Annotated in this window: 16 protein-coding genes; 13 read left to right on the forward strand and 3 right to left on the reverse strand. The window is 40.9% G+C overall.

Translation table 11 applies throughout. The annotated features are described in order from the left end of the window. Nucleotides 1-13: 13 nt before the first annotated feature. Nucleotides 14-772, reverse strand: coding sequence for a molybdopterin-synthase adenylyltransferase MoeB (locus AN390_RS05890; RefSeq protein WP_055253224.1), 759 nt, complete (start codon nt 770-772; stop codon nt 14-16). A 286-nt stretch (nt 773-1,058) separates the two neighbouring features. Between AN390_RS05890 and AN390_RS05895 the strand changes: the two genes are divergently transcribed. From AN390_RS05895 to AN390_RS05955, 13 genes are all read left to right on the forward strand, one after another. After that, nucleotides 1,059-2,528 (forward strand): NarK family nitrate/nitrite MFS transporter, encoded by a 1,470-nt coding sequence (locus AN390_RS05895; RefSeq protein WP_004587746.1) that lies wholly within the window; start codon nt 1,059-1,061, stop codon nt 2,526-2,528. A gap of 13 nt (nt 2,529-2,541) precedes the next feature. After that, nucleotides 2,542-4,281 carry a bifunctional protein-serine/threonine kinase/phosphatase gene (locus tag AN390_RS05900; RefSeq protein WP_055253226.1) on the forward strand — a complete coding sequence of 580 codons (1,740 nt, stop codon included), beginning with the start codon at nt 2,542-2,544 and terminating at the stop codon, nt 4,279-4,281. Between the two features lie 9 nt (nt 4,282-4,290). Further along, nucleotides 4,291-5,484 carry an alginate export family protein gene (locus AN390_RS05905; protein ID WP_055253228.1) on the forward strand — a complete coding sequence of 398 codons (1,194 nt, stop codon included), beginning with the start codon at nt 4,291-4,293 and terminating at the stop codon, nt 5,482-5,484. A gap of 228 nt (nt 5,485-5,712) precedes the next feature. Next, a complete protein-coding gene (locus AN390_RS05910) occupies nt 5,713-7,227 on the forward strand; it encodes an FAD-dependent oxidoreductase (RefSeq protein ID WP_055253230.1) in 1,515 nt (504 codons plus the stop codon). Between the two features lie 21 nt (nt 7,228-7,248). Further along, nucleotides 7,249-9,939, forward strand: a complete 2,691-nt coding sequence (locus AN390_RS05915) for a nitrate reductase (protein WP_055253232.1) — start codon at nt 7,249-7,251, stop codon at nt 9,937-9,939. A gap of 16 nt (nt 9,940-9,955) precedes the next feature. Beyond that, on the forward strand, nt 9,956-10,927 hold the full coding sequence (gene moaA, locus AN390_RS05920; RefSeq protein ID WP_055253234.1) for a GTP 3',8-cyclase MoaA: 972 nt from the start codon (nt 9,956-9,958) through the stop codon (nt 10,925-10,927). A 1-nt stretch (nt 10,928) separates the two neighbouring features. Beyond that, nucleotides 10,929-11,555: a molybdenum cofactor guanylyltransferase gene (locus AN390_RS05925; RefSeq protein ID WP_055253237.1), complete on the forward strand. Its 627-nt coding sequence runs from the start codon at nt 10,929-10,931 to the stop codon at nt 11,553-11,555. Further along, the gene (gene moaB, locus AN390_RS05930) at nt 11,552-12,091 is read left to right on the forward strand and encodes a molybdenum cofactor biosynthesis protein B (protein ID WP_055253239.1); all 540 of its coding nucleotides are present in this window, start codon (nt 11,552-11,554) and stop codon (nt 12,089-12,091) included. Before AN390_RS05925 ends, moaB begins: the two co-directional genes overlap by 4 nt. A 1-nt stretch (nt 12,092) precedes the next feature. After that, a complete protein-coding gene (moaC, locus tag AN390_RS05935; protein WP_004587754.1) occupies nt 12,093-12,563 on the forward strand; it encodes a cyclic pyranopterin monophosphate synthase MoaC in 471 nt (156 codons plus the stop codon). Continuing rightward, entirely contained in the window at nt 12,541-12,840 is a 300-nt protein-coding gene (locus AN390_RS05940) for a MoaD/ThiS family protein (RefSeq protein WP_055253241.1), read from the forward strand. The genes moaC and AN390_RS05940 overlap by 23 nt, the downstream gene beginning before the upstream one ends. Continuing rightward, on the forward strand, nt 12,840-13,298 hold the full coding sequence (moaE, locus tag AN390_RS05945) for a molybdopterin synthase catalytic subunit MoaE (RefSeq protein ID WP_055253242.1): 459 nt from the start codon (nt 12,840-12,842) through the stop codon (nt 13,296-13,298). Before AN390_RS05940 ends, moaE begins: the two co-directional genes overlap by 1 nt. Before the next feature lie 39 nt (nt 13,299-13,337). Further along, nucleotides 13,338-13,703, forward strand: a complete 366-nt coding sequence (locus AN390_RS05950) for a hypothetical protein (RefSeq protein WP_055253245.1) — start codon at nt 13,338-13,340, stop codon at nt 13,701-13,703. A 76-nt stretch (nt 13,704-13,779) separates the two neighbouring features. Continuing rightward, a complete protein-coding gene (locus tag AN390_RS05955; RefSeq protein WP_055253248.1) occupies nt 13,780-14,424 on the forward strand; it encodes an MOSC domain-containing protein in 645 nt (214 codons plus the stop codon). A 57-nt stretch (nt 14,425-14,481) separates the two neighbouring features. Here AN390_RS05955 and AN390_RS05960 read toward each other — a convergent pair whose 3' ends face one another. Both AN390_RS05960 and metG read right to left on the reverse strand, forming a co-directional pair. Continuing rightward, the gene (locus tag AN390_RS05960; protein ID WP_055253250.1) at nt 14,482-15,138 is read right to left on the reverse strand and encodes a bifunctional 4-hydroxy-2-oxoglutarate aldolase/2-dehydro-3-deoxy-phosphogluconate aldolase; all 657 of its coding nucleotides are present in this window, start codon (nt 15,136-15,138) and stop codon (nt 14,482-14,484) included. A gap of 257 nt (nt 15,139-15,395) precedes the next feature. Then, nucleotides 15,396-17,417 carry a methionine--tRNA ligase gene (gene metG / locus AN390_RS05965; RefSeq protein ID WP_055253797.1) on the reverse strand — a complete coding sequence of 674 codons (2,022 nt, stop codon included), beginning with the start codon at nt 17,415-17,417 and terminating at the stop codon, nt 15,396-15,398. Between the last annotated feature and the right edge of the window lie 38 nt (nt 17,418-17,455).

Raw genomic sequence — 17,455 nt, forward strand, 5'->3', positions numbered from 1 at the left:
ACCATGTACTAAATTAAGCACTGCAAACAGGGCAGTGCTTATTTTTAACAATGTTAAAACGGTTAAACTCCATACTCAAACCATCTACAAGTAATAGCTGCTCGGTGAGTTTACTAGGCAGTCCTGCAATAATTTTAAGTGCTTCAGTCGCTTGAATACTGCCAATAAGCCCTACAATAGGGGAGAGCACGCCTGACTCTGAACAGCTTTGAGTTTGTTCGCCAAAGAGCTGTGACACACACCCGTAGCAATGGCTATTAGGCGCCATTGTAAAGCAGGCTACTTGTCCCTCTAACCTTATGGCAGAGCCCGAAACCAAGGGCGTGCGGGTGTTATAGCAGGCACTGTTGAGCAAATTTCGTGTTGCTAAGTTATCAGTGCAGTCAATAACTACATCTACTTTGCTAAGTAATTGTTCAAGGTGCGAGTTTTCATTTAAAAATTCATCAATAGTGTGGATCTCTATTTCATCATTTAACTGAGTTAACTGTTTTTTTGCACTGTGGGTTTTTAAGGTCCCAACATCACTTTGTTTATAGAGCACCTGCCTTTGCAAGTTAGTTGCATCAACCACATCGTTATCTACAAGCGTTAAAGTACCTACGCCCGATGCCGCTAAGTACTGCGTAACTGGGCAGCCTAATCCACCTAACCCCACAATAAGAGCATGACTTTTCCATATTTTTTCTTGTCCATCTATATCTAGCTGAGGAAGCATAATATGGCGAGAATAGCGTAATTGCTGCTGATACGTTAAAGGGGGTTTTTGCATTAATGAGTTCTCATAATTTTTTTTAACAATACCAATTAGTTAAAACCTAGAGCAAGTAAAGCTTAAAAATTCTTTGCACTGTTTACGCCCAACAAAGCTGCTTAAATAGTGCAAAGCGAAATAAATATTAATTCCCAAAAATATAAGTGACTGAAAAACCTACCTATTAATTATTGGCTTAGTAATTGCTGAAAGCGGTTAACGTTAATTTAACAATCGTCGCAGTGTTATTACTACCAAAGTCGTACTCACTGCTTAAAATAATAATCGTTACAAGGAAAAAAACATGCAACCGAGTTCTGGGTTTAATCTCATATCGTTTAGCGGAAAAATGAAAATACTACATTTAAGCTGGATGGTGTTTTTTATCTCTTTTTTTGTATGGTTTAACCATGCTCCATTATTAGGGGCAATAGCGGGCTCGCTAGGTATAACTATGGCACAGGTAAAAACGCTTCTCATTTTAAATGTGGCCTTAACCATTCCCGCGCGTGTTGTTGTTGGCATGCTGACAGATAAATTTGGCCCGCGTATTGTTTATGCCGCTTTACTTATTTTATGTAGCATACCGTGTTTTATGTTTGCTATGGCCACCACGTTTGAGCAAGCCGCTATCGCGCGTTTTGCACTAGGCTTTATTGGAGCAGGCTTTGTAGTGGGCATTCGTATGGTTAGCGAATGGTTCCCGGCTAATGAGCTTGGAACAGCAGAAGGTATTTATGGTGGCTGGGGTAATTTTGGCTCGGCTGCCGCTGCCATGTTACTACCTGTATTAGCGCTTATGTTTGGCGGCGACGATGGCTGGCGCTATGCCGTTGGTTTAACAGGCGTACTTAGCGTTATTTTTGGTGTTATTTGGTACATAAACGTAACCGATACACCAAAAGGGGGGACGTACTTTAAGCCTAAAAAAGTAGGCGCAATGGAAGTAACCAGTAAAGGTGACTTTGTATTATTGCTTATTATGAAATTACCTATGTATGGCGCACTGGCTTTACTTACTTGGAAGTTGTCTCCTACAGGCGCTAATTTAATTTCTGCCAATTTTGTTTTAGCCGTTTATGCATTTTTAGTGCTGTTATACGCTTACGAGGTATATAAAACCTTTGATATAAACGGACATATCTTTAAACAACCCGTGCCAGAATCACACCGCTACGAATTTAAACAAGTAGCTGTACTTAATATTTTATATTTTACCACCTTTGGCTCAGAGCTGGCCGTTGTATCTATGCTGCCATTATTTTTTATGGAAGTGTTTGGCCTAGATATGGTGTACGCAGGTTTACTCGCCTCTGCTTATGCGTTTATGAATTTAGCCTCGCGCCCGGGTGGTGGTTGGATCTCAGATAGAATGGGTCGTCGTAAAACACTTATTGTTCTTACCTCAGGGTTAGCTGTTGGCTACTTTGTTATGGGCTTAGTTGACGCTAGCTGGCCACTTTGGCTTGCAGTAGCTGCTGCCATGGCGTGTTCGTTCTTTGTGCAAGCTGGTGAGGGAGCGGTTTTTGCTGCTGTGCCACTTATTAAACGCCGCTTAACAGGGCAAATTGCAGGTATGACAGGCGCTTACGGTAACGTAGGCGCGGTGGTGTATTTAACGGCGCTCTCATTAGTGGATTACCAAACTTTCTTTATGATTATTGCTGCCAGTGCATTGTTAGGTTTAGGGGCGTTATTTTTCATGAAAGAGCCAGATGGGCACATGACAGAAGTAAACGAAGATGGCTCTGTTGAACTTATTTCAGTGACTTAAGGCAGCGTTAACCATGTTTGATGAAACCCAACACGCTCAAGTTCGTAATAATACGCTAGATGTTTCTTTTGGTGGGCACAGTGCCGCGGGCATAAAAGATGAAAATCAAGATGCGTTTGCTGCTTTAAATACTGAGCACGAACAACAAGAGACAAAAGGCGCTATTGCGTGCTTAGCGGATGGGTGTTCATCGGCTAAAAATGCCAAACAAGCATCGCAGCTCAGTGTTACTCACTTTATAAATGAGTATTTAAATACACCCGACAGTTGGGCGGTCAAAAAATCGGTTTCTAAGGTTTTAGCTAGCTTAAATCAGTGGTTATATTCGCAATCAGTTAACTATAACCACTTAGGGCAACACCAAGCTGATTGGATGACCACCTTTACGGCGCTTATATTAAAATCAGCTACGGGGTATATATTTCATTTAGGCGATACTCGCATTACGCGTTTACGCGATAATCAAATAGAAGCGATAACGCGGGATCATAAAGTAAACGATACGCTCACTCGTGCTTTAGGCGCGCAGTCACATCAAGAAATTGATGTTTACGAAGTTGACCTAAAAGCCGGTGATATTTACATACTGACTTGCGATGGTGTGCATGATGTATTGCCCTATAGTGAAATTACCAACGAAATAAACGCCCATAACAACTTAGAGCAGGCAGCAAGTGCCATTACCTCACGCGCTATAGCACAAGGCAGTGATGATAATGTGAGTTGTTTATTAGTGAAGGTAAATAGCATTGCGCAGCAAAATCTAGATGAGCTTTATCAATCGTTAACGCAGCGAAAAATACCACCCGCATTAGAGGTTGGCCAAATAATTGATGAATATACGGTTATTCGTAAAATCAACGAAAGCAGCCGATCGCACATTTATTTGGTACAGCAAGCACCTGATGCACCTCCCGTTGTATTAAAGGCACCCTCGGTTAATTTTGAAGACGATATACATTACCTTCAAGGCTTTATACGCGAAGGGTGGGTAGGGCAACGTATTAATCATCCTAATGTAATGAAGGTTTTAAATACGCAATCGCAAAGCCGATTTTTATATCATATTTGCGAGTACATGGACGGACAAACCCTCAGTGACTATAAGCACGACGTCCCTTATTTAGAAATAGCTCAAGTGCGCAGTATTGTAGAGCAAATAGTGCATGCGCTAAGGGCATTTCAGCGATTAGATATGGTACATCGTGATTTAAAGCTCGATAACGTGATGATAGATGCTCACGGTAAAGTTACGTTAATTGATTACGGTACTGTAAGTGTTGCGGCTATGGATGAGTCGGTTAAGCAAATAGCCGATGACTGCCCGCAAGGGACTATAGATTATACGGCTCCTGAAACACTTATTTCGCTGCATGCCGATTTTAAAAGCGATATGTTTTCGCTTGGGGTGATTGCTTATGAGTTATTGTGCTCGAAGCTGCCTTATAAAACATTACCGGCAAGTCATACCCCTATTGATTACAGCCACTGGCAATACACAAGTATTCGCAAGTACCGAGCCGATATACCCTTTTGGTTAGATCAGGCTTTAATGAAAGCACTTGCGCCAAAACCAGCGCTCAGATACCACGCATTATCTGAGTTTTTAACAGATATTAGTAAACCTAATCCACATTTACAGAGCTCAGCCAACAAAATTTCAATAATGAAACGCGATCCAGTATTACTCTGGAAGAGCATTTCGCTGTGTTTATTTATCATTTTATTGTGCGTGCTCATAATTAAAAACTAAGAGACCAAGATGTTAAATTATAAAAATAACTTACCTATAATTTTAATGATAGGGTGCATTGCTGCGCCTTCTATTAGTGTTGCAGCGCAAACCGACCTTAATTTTAGGTTGCGTTATGAAAGTGCAGAGCAAGATAACGCACTAAAAGATGCCAGTAGCTTAACGCTGCGTACTCGCCTTACTCATAAAACGGATGAAATGAATGGCTTTTCTGCTTTATTAGAGGTCGAAGATAGCCGAAGCCTATTAGGTGTAGACGATTACAACAATACGCTGGGTAAAAATACAAATTACTCAGTAATAGCCGACCCTGAAACCACAGAGGTAGATCAGGCTTTTGTTAAATACGCAAAAGATGCTTTATCAATTAAAGTAGGTAGGCAAGTAATAGCGCTTGATGGACAGCGTTTTGTAGGTCACGTTGGATTTAGGCAAGACAGGCAAACCTTTGATGCTGCAACAGTAAATTACACCTTTAATGATATTAACTTGCACTATAGCTACATAAGTAAGCGCAACCGTATATTTGCCGATAGCAAAGATATTGATGCATCCGATCATCTTATCAATGCAAGCTTTAAAACAAGCCTAGGTAAGGTGGTTTTATACAGCTATTTATTAAGTGACGATGCAATAGATAATGACAGCTTAGATACTTATGGTGTTTCTTTTAATGGTAATAAAACGCTCAGCGAGATTAAATTTTACTATAAAGCACAGTACGCCACGCAATCTGCATCAACGAGTATGAGTGATTTTGACGCTGATTACTATGCATTTGAAGGGGGGATAGATTTAGGCGGTTTAGGCATTGAAGCCGTTACATTAAAAGCTGGTATTGAGTCACTGGGCTCTGATAACAGCGATTATGGTTTTGCCACACCGCTTGCCACAATGCATAAATTTAATGGCTGGGCCGATACGTTTTTAGCAACCCCAGCACAAGGGCTTGATGACACTTACGTAAGTTTAAATGGTAAAGCTTACGGCGGTAAATGGCTGTTGGCGTATCACAGCTTTGATGCCAACGATAGCGCCAATGGCGTTGATGATTTAGGCACAGAGCTAAACGTACAATACGTAAAGCCTATTAATAAAACCTATGCTGTAGGCGCAAAATATGCCGATTATTCAGCAGGTGATAGCGCTGCAGGCAAAGTTGATACCCAAAAACTGTGGGTATGGGTAAGCGCTAAATTTTAAGTATTTAACCTAAACCCTCGTTATTTAATTTAAAGCGTTACAAGTTGGTGCAATAGCGCCAGCTTGTGGTGCTTTCACTTCTTTTTTACTGTGTTAACTCAGTTAAGTTATTGAAATGTAGTGCTTATATATCTGGCTTGCATATTGCTATAACCAACACATAATAAATTATACATTTAAAGTACCCATTTAAAGTTAAGTGTATTTTAAATCAAACAGGTGATTTTAATGCCAAGCAAGCAGCGTGTTGTAGTTGTCGGAAATGGAATGGTTGGCCATCATTTTGTACAACAGCTAGTATCACAACAAGGTGATACTCAAAATATGGAGATTACCGTACTCAGCGGTGAAGACCGACTCGCTTATGACCGCGTACAGCTTTCGTCTTTTTTTAAAGGTAAAACCGAAGACGATTTAGCACTTACCTGCAGTAAAACCTATCAAGATTGGCAAGTGTGCTTTCATACTCATTCTAAAGTGGTTGATATAAACCGCGATGCAAAAACAGTCACTACTGCAAAAGGCAAAACATTTGAATACGACAAGTTAATATTGGCTACCGGTTCATTTGCATTTGTACCACCCATTCCAGGCAAAGACCGTGAGCACTGCCTAGTTTACAGAACCATTAACGATTTACACGCCATAAAAAAATCTGCACATGCCAGCAAAGTGGGCGTAGTAATTGGCGGCGGTTTATTAGGGCTTGAAGCAGCCAACGCGTTAAAGCAGCTTGGCTTGCAAACCCATGTAATAGAATTTGCACCACAACTTATGGGCGTACAAATAGATGGTGCTGGTGGTCGATTGCTTAAAAATAAAATTACCGAGCTGGGCGTTACTGTGCATACATCAGTGGCGACAGAGCAAATTATAGAAGGTGAAAACAGCCGTTATAAAATGTGCTTTAAAGGGGGGCAAACCCTAGAAACCGACATGATTGTATTCTCGGCCGGTATTCGACCATACGATAACTTAGCTCGTGAGTTTAATTTAGAAATAGGTGAGCGCGGCGGCATCGTAATAAACAACCATTGCCAAACGAGTGATAAAAACATATACGCCATAGGCGAATGCGCCCTTTGGAATAACTTTATTTTTGGCCTTGTAGCACCGGGCTACGCAATGGCAAAAGTAGCGGCGGGGCATGTTTTACAACAGCTGTCTTCAAACAAAGCTTTACACAATTCCTCAAATAGTGCTGATGAATTTAGCGGTGCCGATATGAGCACCAAGCTTAAATTAATGGGTGTTGAAGTAGGCTCAATTGGTGATGCTCATGCACGCAGTGAAGGCGCAATTAGCTATTACTTTGAAGATCAACTAAGCGGTATTTACAAAAAAGTAGTCACTAATGAGCAAGGCAATAAGCTCATAGGTGCTGTACTGGTTGGCGATACCAGTGATTACGATAATTTATTGCAGTATCACTTAAATGGCATTGAGCTTAGTGTGCCCGCAGAGTCATTAATAATGCCGCTTGCAGGTGACGCGGGCGAGCTAAACGCTGATGATTTGCCACAAGATGCCATTATTTGTGCGTGCCACAAAGTGACAAAACACACTATTGAACAAGCGGTTATACAAGGTTGTAGCGATTTAAATAAAGTGCAGCAAGCCACTAAAGCAAGTACGGGTTGTGGAGGCTGTGAAAAACTAGTGCAAAGCGTTATTAGCAGTGCACTTAATAATAAAATAGCCACGCTAACCCCAGTAGATGAGCCTGTATCCCAGAGCGCTTAACGCAAATAATAAGAGAGCAGTATGGAAACATTAAACACATGTTCAAACACACCTTTGCTTAAACAAACCACCTGCGCTTATTGTGGTGTAGGCTGTGGGGTTGATATTTCATTATTAAATAATACCCCAACAAAACTTGAAGGCACGCGCGAGCACCCCGCTAATTTTGGCCGCTTGTGTGTTAAAGGCACGCATTTGCTTGACACCACAGGCACTGATAATCGCTTAACATCGCCTCTTATTGACAACGAACCCGCCAGCTGGGATACGGCAACTGATTACGTTGCCAACAAATTTAACGCCATTATTAAAGAGCATGGACCGGAGTCGGTTGCGTTTTATGTATCGGGGCAGTTACTGACCGAAGATTACTACGTTGCCAATAAATTAATGAAAGGCTACATAGGCTCAGGCAATATAGATACAAACTCAAGGCTGTGTATGTCATCGGCGGTTGCCGGTTATAAACGTGCGTTTGGTGAGGACGTAGTACCATGTAGCTACGAAGATTTAGAGCAAACTGAGCTACTTATTTTAATTGGCTCAAATGCAGCTTGGACTCACCCGGTACTATACCAGCGTATGGAGCGCGCAAAAAAGCTTAATCCAAACATGAAAGTAGTGGTTATCGACCCGCGAAAAACAGATACAGCCGAACTTGCCGATACCTTTTTAAATATAAAACCAGGCAGCGACGGGGCTCTTTATAACGGCTTGCTTACTTATTTAAGTGAACATAACTATTTAGATACGCAATTTATAAACGCGCATACAAACGGCTTTGAAACAGCGCTTGCAGAGGCTAAAAAGTGGAGTATTAAAGCGGTCAGTGATTTTTGTGATATTGACGCGCAGCTAGTCAGTGACTTTTACGCCTTATTTGCACAAAGCCCAACCGCTATTAGTTTTTATTCAATGGGTATTAACCAATCAAGCTCAGGGGTTGATAAGTGTAATGCCATTATAAATGCGCATTTAGCCTCGGGCAAATTGTTAAAACCTGGATGTGGCCCGTTTTCAATAACGGGGCAGCCTAATGCTATGGGTGGGCGTGAAGTAGGGGGTTTGGCAAATCAATTAGCAGCACATTTAGACATTGAAAACGACGCGCATCAACAGTTAGTGCAGCGTTTTTGGCAATCGCCAACAATAGCTAAAAAAGCAGGGTGTAATGCGATTGATATGTTTGATGAAATCGCCAAAGGGAAAATAAAAGCTATTTGGGTAATGGCAACCAACCCGATGGTGAGCCTTCCTAATAACGCAGCCATACAACATGCACTTGAGCAATGTGAGCTGGTGGTTGTGTCTGACTGTATTGCTAAAAGTGATACGCTAAAATTTGCTAATGTGGCGTTCCCATCAACCGGATGGGGCGAAAAAAACGGCACAGTGACTAATTCAGAACGCAGAATATCGAGGCAGCGCCCGCTAGTTGAGCCATTTTCGGGGGCTAAAAACGATTGGCAAATAATGTGTTTAGTTGCTCAAAAAATGGGTTTTGAAGGATTTGACTTTACAGACCCCAGTGGCATTTTTGAAGAATGGGCACAACTTACTGATTTTGAAAATAACGGTGATAGGCTATTAAATTTATCAGCCTTAGTAGGGCTTTCGCAGCAGCAATACGATAACTTAAAACCGGTTATGTGGCCCGTACTAAAAAATGAGCCATATAAAAACGGGCAGGTTTTTGTTAATAATCAATTTAGCACCGCAGATAAAAAAGCCCGCTTTATTCCTATAACGCCCAAACTTCCTGTGCAACAAACATCAAGCGATTACCCTTTTGTAATGAACTCAGGGCGAATACGCGATCAGTGGCATACAATGAGTCGCACCGGAAAAAGTACAGCCCTTTCTACTCATATAACGCGCCCATATATTGAAATAAACCCCATAGATGCCAGCAAATTAAACATAAAAGCAAACGATTTAATAACTGCCAATGCTAAAACAGGGCAAGTGACGGCTCATGCAAAAGTAACGGATGCTGTGCGTAAAGGCGAATGTTTTATGCCTATTCACTGGAACAAGCAATTTGCCTCATCCGCTACGGTAAGTGGGCTTTATCAATCGGTTGTAGACCCTATTTCGGGCCAGGCTGAGTGTAAGCATGGTGCTGTTGATTTAGTTAAAGTGCAGTTTGCTCAGTATATGCAAGTTTTTAGCAAAACAGAGCTTAAAATAACCAGTGATTTTTGGCTTAAAGTTAACGCAAGTAATTGTGTTAACTACCAGTTAGCGCTCAATGAGCCGCAAAATGATTTGCTTTATTATTGTCAAACACTGACAGGCTTACAAGGGCAGTGGTCGGCAATGGGCAGTGCAAAAGCGATGCATGTTCAATGTATTCAAAACGAGCAGTTAGTGTTTGTTGCAGTTATTTCGTCGGCTCAAAAAGACATATCACTTGAGTGGATAAATCATTTATTTGCAGAGCCTTTAATAACCTTTAGCCAATTACAGTCATTATTGTATGCCACGCCTGATGAAGAATTTACTCAAGGCGCACAAGTATGTAGTTGCTTTAAAGTACGTGAACAACCCATTATAAACGCCATTAAAAGTGGTGAAAATACAGTAGAACAATTGGGGTCTAAACTAAAATGCGGCACTAACTGTGGGTCGTGTAAAACCCAGTTAAGCCAATTAATAAAGCAGCATACTACGCAAAACGCTAACAGTATTAATGTTGCAGTTGAAATGTAAATAAACAAGGAAGTATATGCTTAATGATCAATTTGGTCGGCAGTTTAACTATTTGCGCCTCTCAATTACCGATGTGTGTAACTTTAGTTGCACCTATTGTTTACCAAACGGGTATCAGTGCGATACCCCGCGTAACTTTTTAAATAAAACCGAAATAAAAACCTTAGTAAATGCTTTTGCTTCACTTGGCACAAAAAAAGTGCGTATTACGGGCGGTGAGCCGTGTTTACGCAGTGATGTAACCGACATTATAAAGCAATGTAAAAATACTCCAGGTATAGAAAAAGTCGCCATAACAACTAATGGTTTTAACTTATTTAATAAAATTGATGAGTTTTACAGCGCTGGCCTAGATGCGCTAAACATTAGTATAGATAGCTTAAACCCGAGTATGTTTAAATTAATTACAGGACACGACAAGCTAACCCATATTTTAAAAGGGATAGACCGGGCAATTGAGCTGGGCATAAAAGATATAAAAATAAATGCAGTGCTGGCTAAGCAATTTAATAAAAACCAATTAAATGATTTTTTAGACTGGGTAAAACATAAAAAAGTAACGGTACGCTTTATTGAATTAATGGAAACAGGTAATGGTGCCACCTTTTTTGAACAAAACCATTTAAGCGGGCAAAGTGTTAAAACGCAGCTTTTAGCACAAGGTTGGTTACAGGTAGTAAGAGGTAAATTAAACGGCCCTGCAGAAGAGTTTTGTCATCCCGATTTTAAGGGGCGCATTGGCTTAATTATGCCCTACAGTAAAGACTTTTGTAAAAGCTGTAACCGATTAAGAGTTTCGTCATTAGGCAAACTACATTTGTGCCTGTTTGCCGAGCAGGGAATAGATTTACGCCCGTATTTAAATGCGCAAGATACGCCAGCCACTGTAAACGCTATTCAAGCAGCAATGGGCAATAAAACTATTAGCCATGAGCTTGATAAGCGCTTAACGGGCGCCACAACCCATTTAGCTATGTTGGGCGGCTAAAATGAGCAATAAAGCCGTGTTTACAGGGGTTGTACTCGCTGGTGGGCAATCATCAAGAATGGGCAGCGATAAAGCCAACCTCATTTTAAAAAATAAAACATTACTGCAAAATGCATGTGAGTTATTAACAGCAGCAGGGGCAAGTGATGTACTTATAAGCCGTAATGTACAAAGTGCTACTGCGCAATACATACCTGATATATACCCAGGTTCTGGCCCGCTTGGGGGGATTTATTCAACTTTAATGGCAACAGAGCAAGATATACTTGTAACCGCTGTTGATATGCCGTTGCTGACTTGCACGTTGTTATCGCAAATTGCATCAGCAGCAAGCGATAACCCCCACTTTCAAACAAATCAGCCACAAATACATGCGTGGCACTTTGAAAATGAACCGTTACCCCTGTATATTCGTAACACCCAAAGCGTTAAACGTCATTTAAAACAATTACTCATAAACGCAAATAGTCATAAATCAGTTAAACAGTTTACCCGTAGTATTGGTGTGCAAATGCTAAAATGTAATAAAGCTCATGCACTTGTTAATACCAATACACCGGCGCAATTTAAAGCTGTTAACGAGCAATTTGACCAACACAAACCTAATTTATTGAGAAGAACCCTATGAGCCATACCACAGAGTCACAAATTGCATTAAACATTGCCGTAATGACAGTAAGCGATACACGCGATGAAATTACAGATACTTCAGGCCATTATTTAATTAAAGCCCTTACTGAAGCAGGCCATCACTTAGCGGATAAAGACATAGTTAAAGATGATGTTTACCAAATGCGAGCAGTTGCATCGCAGTGGATTGCCGATGACACCATTCACGCCATTTTAGTAACCGGTGGTACGGGCTTTACCGAGCGCGACTCAACACCAGAGGCATTTACACCGCTGTTTGATAAAAGCGTAGATGGATTTGGAGAGCTATTTAGACATATTTCGTACGGCGAAATTGGTAACTCAACTATTCAATCACGTGCGTTGGCGGGCCTTGCCAATAACACCGTTATTTTTTGTATGCCTGGCTCTACAGGCGCATGTAAAACAGCCTGGACAGGTATTATAAAAGATCAGTTAGACTCAATGCACAAGCCATGTAACTTTGCCCCGCATATTACTATTGGTAAAAAATGCGAATCGCGAGAGCAATAATATGCTGAGCCACGTAGATGAAAACGGCCAAGCAAACATGGTTGATGTATCGCTAAAAGAGGTCACTCTGCGCGATGCATCTGCCGAGGCCTACATTAAAATGAGCAAACAGGCTTTTGAGCAAGTGTTGCTTAATCAAAATAAAAAAGGTGACGTGTTAGGCGTAGCCCGTATTGCGGGTATTCAGGGCGCTAAAAAGTGCGCTGATTTAATTCCGCTTTGTCACCCGCTGGCACTGAGTAAAGTAGCCGTTGATTTTGAACTTGATGAAGCAAATAGCCAAATTAAAGTTACTAGCTACTGTAAATTAGCAGGTAAAACGGGCGTTGAAATGGAAGCACTCACCGCTGTATCTGTGGCGACCCTTACATTATTTGATATGTGTAAAGCCGCCGACCCGCTTATGGAAATACACGGTATGCGTGTAACGCAAAAAGCAGGAGGCAAGCATGGTAGCTGGCAGCGAGACTAATTTAAATGATACTGATGCAGCTGCAGGGCATGTAAACGTACTGTTTTTTGGCCAACTAAAAGAGCGCCTAAAGTGCGATAAGTTAACCGTTGATATAGCGCATACCCTTAGCATTAAAGCGTTTAAACACATGCTGGTTGAGCAAAACCCACATTGGCAGGCATGGCTTGAAGAGCGTGATGTATTGTGTGCGCTTAATCAAACTATGTCATCAAGCGATGAGCTTGTAAAAGCAGGGGATGAACTTGCTTTTTTCCCACCAGTGACAGGTGGCTAATGAGTATAAGCATTAAAGTACAAACGCAGGATTTTTCAGTAGGCGAGCAACATGACGCACTTTGCAGTAATAACAAAAGTGATGGTGCCGTAGTGACGTTTACAGGGCTTGTGCGAGAATTTAGCAGCGGCGATAACGTAATCGCCCTTGAGCTTGAACACTACCCAGGGATGACTGAGCAACTACTGCAATCTATAGCCGAGCAAGCGCAAACACGCTGGCAACTTGCTCGCATAAGCATTATTCATCGAGTAGGTTATTTAGCCCTTGGTGAGCAAATTGTATTTGTTGGTGTAACCTCCCGCCACCGCCAAGCCGCGTTTGAAGGCGCACAATTTATAATGGATTACTTAAAAAACCACGCCACGTTTTGGAAAAAAGAACATTTTAAAGACTCCTCAAACTGGGTTGAGTTTAAACAAAGCGACAAGCAAGCGTTAAACAAGTGGGAAAAGTAGGTCTGTGTAAGCCTATATAAATGCGTTTATATAATATTAATGAAAAAATTTATCTCAAAAAGAGAATCAATAGAGTCAGCTTACCTTTGGATAGCGGCTCTACTTATTTTTATAATTATGTTAGAGCTATTAACTGGCTGGTCAATTGGGTCCAAAAGCTCTCCGAGTCAATCTTTAAATATTAATCCGGAGCAGTTTTGGCTGGAAATAAAACTTCAATGCGGTTTTGTTTCATGGGCAATTTTTAGAGCTTTTATTACATTCCCACTTTTTAGAGCGACTTACAATGGAATGCTTCGCTTTAGAGAAAAACACAAAACCATAGCAAATATCCTTTTCTATGTACTTACCCCTGTATTTGTAGTGTTTCTTATTTTAACTTTGTTATATATTTTTGACTTATAATCTTACTTTGTTGACCATCAAGGATGAATGATGAAACTTACGCACTCTTACTTTTAGCTATAATCAAAGGTTTAAGATGAAAATAATCTCTACCAACATCTCTAAAATAAAAACGGTTGTGCATAACGGCAAAGAGGTCAAAACCGGTATATTTAAAACGCCAACCAAAGAGCCGGTTGTTATTGAAAAGCTAAATATAATAGGTGATGAGCAAGCCGATTTAGTTAATCATGGCGGGGTGGAAAAAGCGGTTTATGCGTTTTCGCACAATCATTATGATTATTGGAAGCGCACCCTTAAAAATGATGATTTAGCAGTCGGTGCCTTTGGCGAAAACTTCACAATTTCAGACCTTGATGAGCAAAACATTCACATAGGGGATCGTATTCGTTTAGGTACTGCACTGCTTGAAGTAAGCCAGCCCCGTGTGCCGTGCTTTAAATTGGCTATTGCACTTAATAATAAACAAAGCCTAAAACTGTTCACTCAGTATTACCACACGGGTGTTTATTTTAGAGTGCTTGAGCAAGGTGTTGCTAAAACGGGCGATGCAGTGACTATTGAACATAAAGCTGAGCATAACATTTCGGTTAAAACGTTGTTTCAGGCGTTTTTTGATAAACAATACCCAGATTATGAAAGCGTATTATTAGCAGCACTTGAACTACCCGAGCTTGCACTTGAGTGGCAAACTAAAATCAAAAAGAAATTGGGGAGTTAAAAGAGCGTTATTAAAGCTGTATTACTTTTAATAAAAGCTCACTTTTAGCTGTATTATTTAGTTTGTTAAGTGAGCGACCGCTGATATGTATTTACACACCAATTGGCTTAATGTGTCGTATTGCTGTTTGTTATTTACCGGCTTACTAAAATCGCTACTTACCGCCACTGCGCATGCCCCCGCTGCAAACCAATGTGTTAGGTTGTCTAAATTAATGCCGCCTACGGGCATTAATGGCACATCAGAAAAAGGCCCCGTTAGCGCTTTAAAGTAATTAATCCCCATACTGCCTGCCGGAAAAACTTTAATAATATCGGCGTTATACTCTATGGCATTGGCAACATCGGTAGGAGTGAGTGCGCCCATTAATACAGGTAAACCATGGCGGTGGGCAAGCTCTACCACGGCTTGATTAGTACTTGGTGTAACTATAAATTGCGCACCGGCATCAATCGCTTGTTGCGCAAGGGCGGTGTTAATTATTGTGCCAGCGCCAATGAGTGTATTTTTATAAGCAGCGCGTGCTTTTGCTATTTCTTGCTCAAAGCCAGGTGTATTTGAGGTGATTTCTAGCGCGTTAATGCCTGCATTGACTAAGCAATTAATTAAGGGGGCTACATCGCTTTGTTGCTTTAAGCGAAGTATAGCAACTAACTTATGTTGCTTTATTTGGTTGCTTATTTTTATTCTGTTGACATTTAAAATTTGGCTCATAATGTCACTTCACTTTATTTAATCCAGAGTCACACGTGTAACAGCAATCGGCAATAATACTTAATCATTTTGGGGTTAAACGCGTTAAAAAACTCTCATCTTGATCATTTTGAATAATTAAATAGCGAGTTTTTGTCTAGTTATCAACACGCTTTTGCACCCTAAAAATAGCACACTTAATTAAGCGGATTGGTATAAACATTTCTTTTCTCATAAAAAAACCGCTGAAATATCAGCGGTTTTTTATAAGTAATAAATTACATTACACGCATGCCTGGCTCTGAGCCATCGTCTGGGTTAAGAATGTAAATTTCTTTACCGCCAGGGCCTGCAGCTAATACCATACCCTCTGACATACCAAAGCGCATTTTACGAGGTTTAAGGTTTGCAACCATTACAGTCAGTTTGCCTTCAATGTCTTCTGGTGCGTAAGCCGATTTAATACCAGCAAACACTTGGCGTGTTTCGCCGCCTAAATCCAGCGTAAGTTTAAGTAGCTTATCGGCGCCTTCAACATGCTCTGCTTTAGCAATTTTAGCAACGCGTAAGTCTACTTTTGCAAAGTCATCAAATTCAATTTCATCCGCAATTGGCTCTTTTGCAAGTGGGCTATTAGGGTCAATTGTTACTTTTGATTCTAGGCTTTCTTTTGATTCTTCAACCATTTTGTTCACTTTATCCATTTCTACACGTTGCATGAGCGGCTTAAATTTATTGATAGGGTGTGCAACAAGTGCATTTTTAACGCCATCCCATGCTAAGTCGTCATTTAAAAAGGCTTCTACGTTTGCAGCCATACCTGGTAATACAGGTTTTAAATAGGTAATTAAAACACGGAACAAGTTAAGGCCAAGCGAGCACACTTCGTGCGCTTCTTGTTGTTTTGCTTCGTCTTTAATGAGTACCCATGGCGCTGCGGCATCAATAAATTGGTTGGCTTTGTCGGCTAGGGCCATAATTTCACGAATCGCGCGGCTGTATTCACGGTTTTCATAGTGGGCAGTAATGCTCGGTGCAGCAGCTTGAAATTCTTCAAGTAGTTCTGGCTGCATAATTGTGCTACTTAATTTACCGTCAAACTTTTTAGTAATAAAGCCTGCACAGCGGCTTGCTATGTTTACTACTTTACCTACTAGGTCTGAATTTACACGTTGTGCAAAGTCTTCTAGGTTTAAATCAAGGTCAATAATACCGCTGTTTAATTTAGCTGCGTAGTAATAACGTAAGTACTCTGGGTCTAGGTTATCAAGGTAAGTACGTGCTTTTATAAACGTACCCTTTGATTTAGACATTTTTTCGCCATTGACGGTTACAAAGCCATGTGCAAACACGTTAGTTGGCTTTCTAAAATTAGCGCCCTCTAGCATGGCTGGCCAAAATAAGCTGTGGAAGTAAATAATGTCTTTACCAATAAAGTGATAAAGCTCAGCATCAGAACCTTCAGCCCAAAATGCATCAAAGTCGAGGCCTTTTTCGTCACATAGATTTTTAAAGCTTGCCATGTAGCCAATTGGCGCATCTAGCCATACGTAAAAGTATTTGCCCGGTGCATTTGGAATTTCAAAACCAAAGTAAGGCGCATCGCGGCTAATATCCCACTGTTGCAGGCCATCGGTAAACCACTCATCTAACTTATTCGCCATTTCTTGCTGAATAGAGCCCGAGTGTAGCCACTCTTTAAGCATGCCTTCAAATGCTGGCAGGTCAAAAAAGTAATGCTCTGAATCTTTTAAAATTGGCTCTGCACCTGACATTACCGAGCGCGGGTTTATTAATTCGGTTGGGCTGTAAGTTGCGCCACACGAGTCACAGCTATCGCCATTTTGGTTTTCAGACTTACAAGTTGGGCAAGTGCCTGTTACAAAGCGATCTGGTAAAAATATGCCTTTTTCAGGGTCGAATAACTGTGAAATAGTGTGCTTTTTAATATGACCCGCATCATTAAGGCGGTTATAAATAAGCTCACTCAGCTCTTTATTTTCTGAGCTGTGGGTGCTGTGGTATTTATCAAACTTGATGTTAAAGTCGGCAAAGTCGCGCTGGCGTTCAATGCTTACATTTTTAACCATTTCTTCAGGCGTGATCCCTTGCTTTTGCGCATTAAGCATAATTGGCGTGCCGTGAGCATCGTCGGCGCAAACATAATAAGCTTCGTGGCCTTGTAGCTTTTGAAAACGTGACCAAATATCAGTTTGAATATATTCCAATAAATGGCCTAAGTGAGTAGGGCCATTTGCATAAGGTAATGCGCTGGTAATGAGGATCTTTCGCTGCGTCATAATCATTCCGAATTGAGGATAAACCACCATTTTTACTA

The organism is Pseudoalteromonas sp. P1-11, from assembly GCF_001399995.1.
GTDB classification, from domain to species: Bacteria; Pseudomonadota; Gammaproteobacteria; order Enterobacterales; family Alteromonadaceae; genus Pseudoalteromonas; species Pseudoalteromonas atlantica.

Coding starts and splice junctions, on each gene's coding strand:
- AN390_RS05890 (WP_055253224.1), bottom strand. CDS start 772: ATGCAAAAACCCCCTTTAACGTATCAGCAGCAATTACGCTATTCTCGC.
- AN390_RS05895 (WP_004587746.1), top strand. CDS start 1,059: ATGCAACCGAGTTCTGGGTTTAATCTCATATCGTTTAGCGGAAAAATG.
- AN390_RS05900 (WP_055253226.1), top strand. CDS start 2,542: ATGTTTGATGAAACCCAACACGCTCAAGTTCGTAATAATACGCTAGAT.
- AN390_RS05905 (WP_055253228.1), top strand. CDS start 4,291: ATGTTAAATTATAAAAATAACTTACCTATAATTTTAATGATAGGGTGC.
- AN390_RS05910 (WP_055253230.1), top strand. CDS start 5,713: ATGCCAAGCAAGCAGCGTGTTGTAGTTGTCGGAAATGGAATGGTTGGC.
- AN390_RS05915 (WP_055253232.1), top strand. CDS start 7,249: ATGGAAACATTAAACACATGTTCAAACACACCTTTGCTTAAACAAACC.
- moaA (WP_055253234.1), top strand. CDS start 9,956: ATGCTTAATGATCAATTTGGTCGGCAGTTTAACTATTTGCGCCTCTCA.
- AN390_RS05925 (WP_055253237.1), top strand. CDS start 10,929: ATGAGCAATAAAGCCGTGTTTACAGGGGTTGTACTCGCTGGTGGGCAA.
- moaB (WP_055253239.1), top strand. CDS start 11,552: ATGAGCCATACCACAGAGTCACAAATTGCATTAAACATTGCCGTAATG.
- moaC (WP_004587754.1), top strand. CDS start 12,093: ATGCTGAGCCACGTAGATGAAAACGGCCAAGCAAACATGGTTGATGTA.
- AN390_RS05940 (WP_055253241.1), top strand. CDS start 12,541: ATGGTAGCTGGCAGCGAGACTAATTTAAATGATACTGATGCAGCTGCA.
- moaE (WP_055253242.1), top strand. CDS start 12,840: ATGAGTATAAGCATTAAAGTACAAACGCAGGATTTTTCAGTAGGCGAG.
- AN390_RS05950 (WP_055253245.1), top strand. CDS start 13,338: ATGAAAAAATTTATCTCAAAAAGAGAATCAATAGAGTCAGCTTACCTT.
- AN390_RS05955 (WP_055253248.1), top strand. CDS start 13,780: ATGAAAATAATCTCTACCAACATCTCTAAAATAAAAACGGTTGTGCAT.
- AN390_RS05960 (WP_055253250.1), bottom strand. CDS start 15,138: ATGAGCCAAATTTTAAATGTCAACAGAATAAAAATAAGCAACCAAATA.
- metG (WP_055253797.1), bottom strand. CDS start 17,417: ATGACGCAGCGAAAGATCCTCATTACCAGCGCATTACCTTATGCAAAT.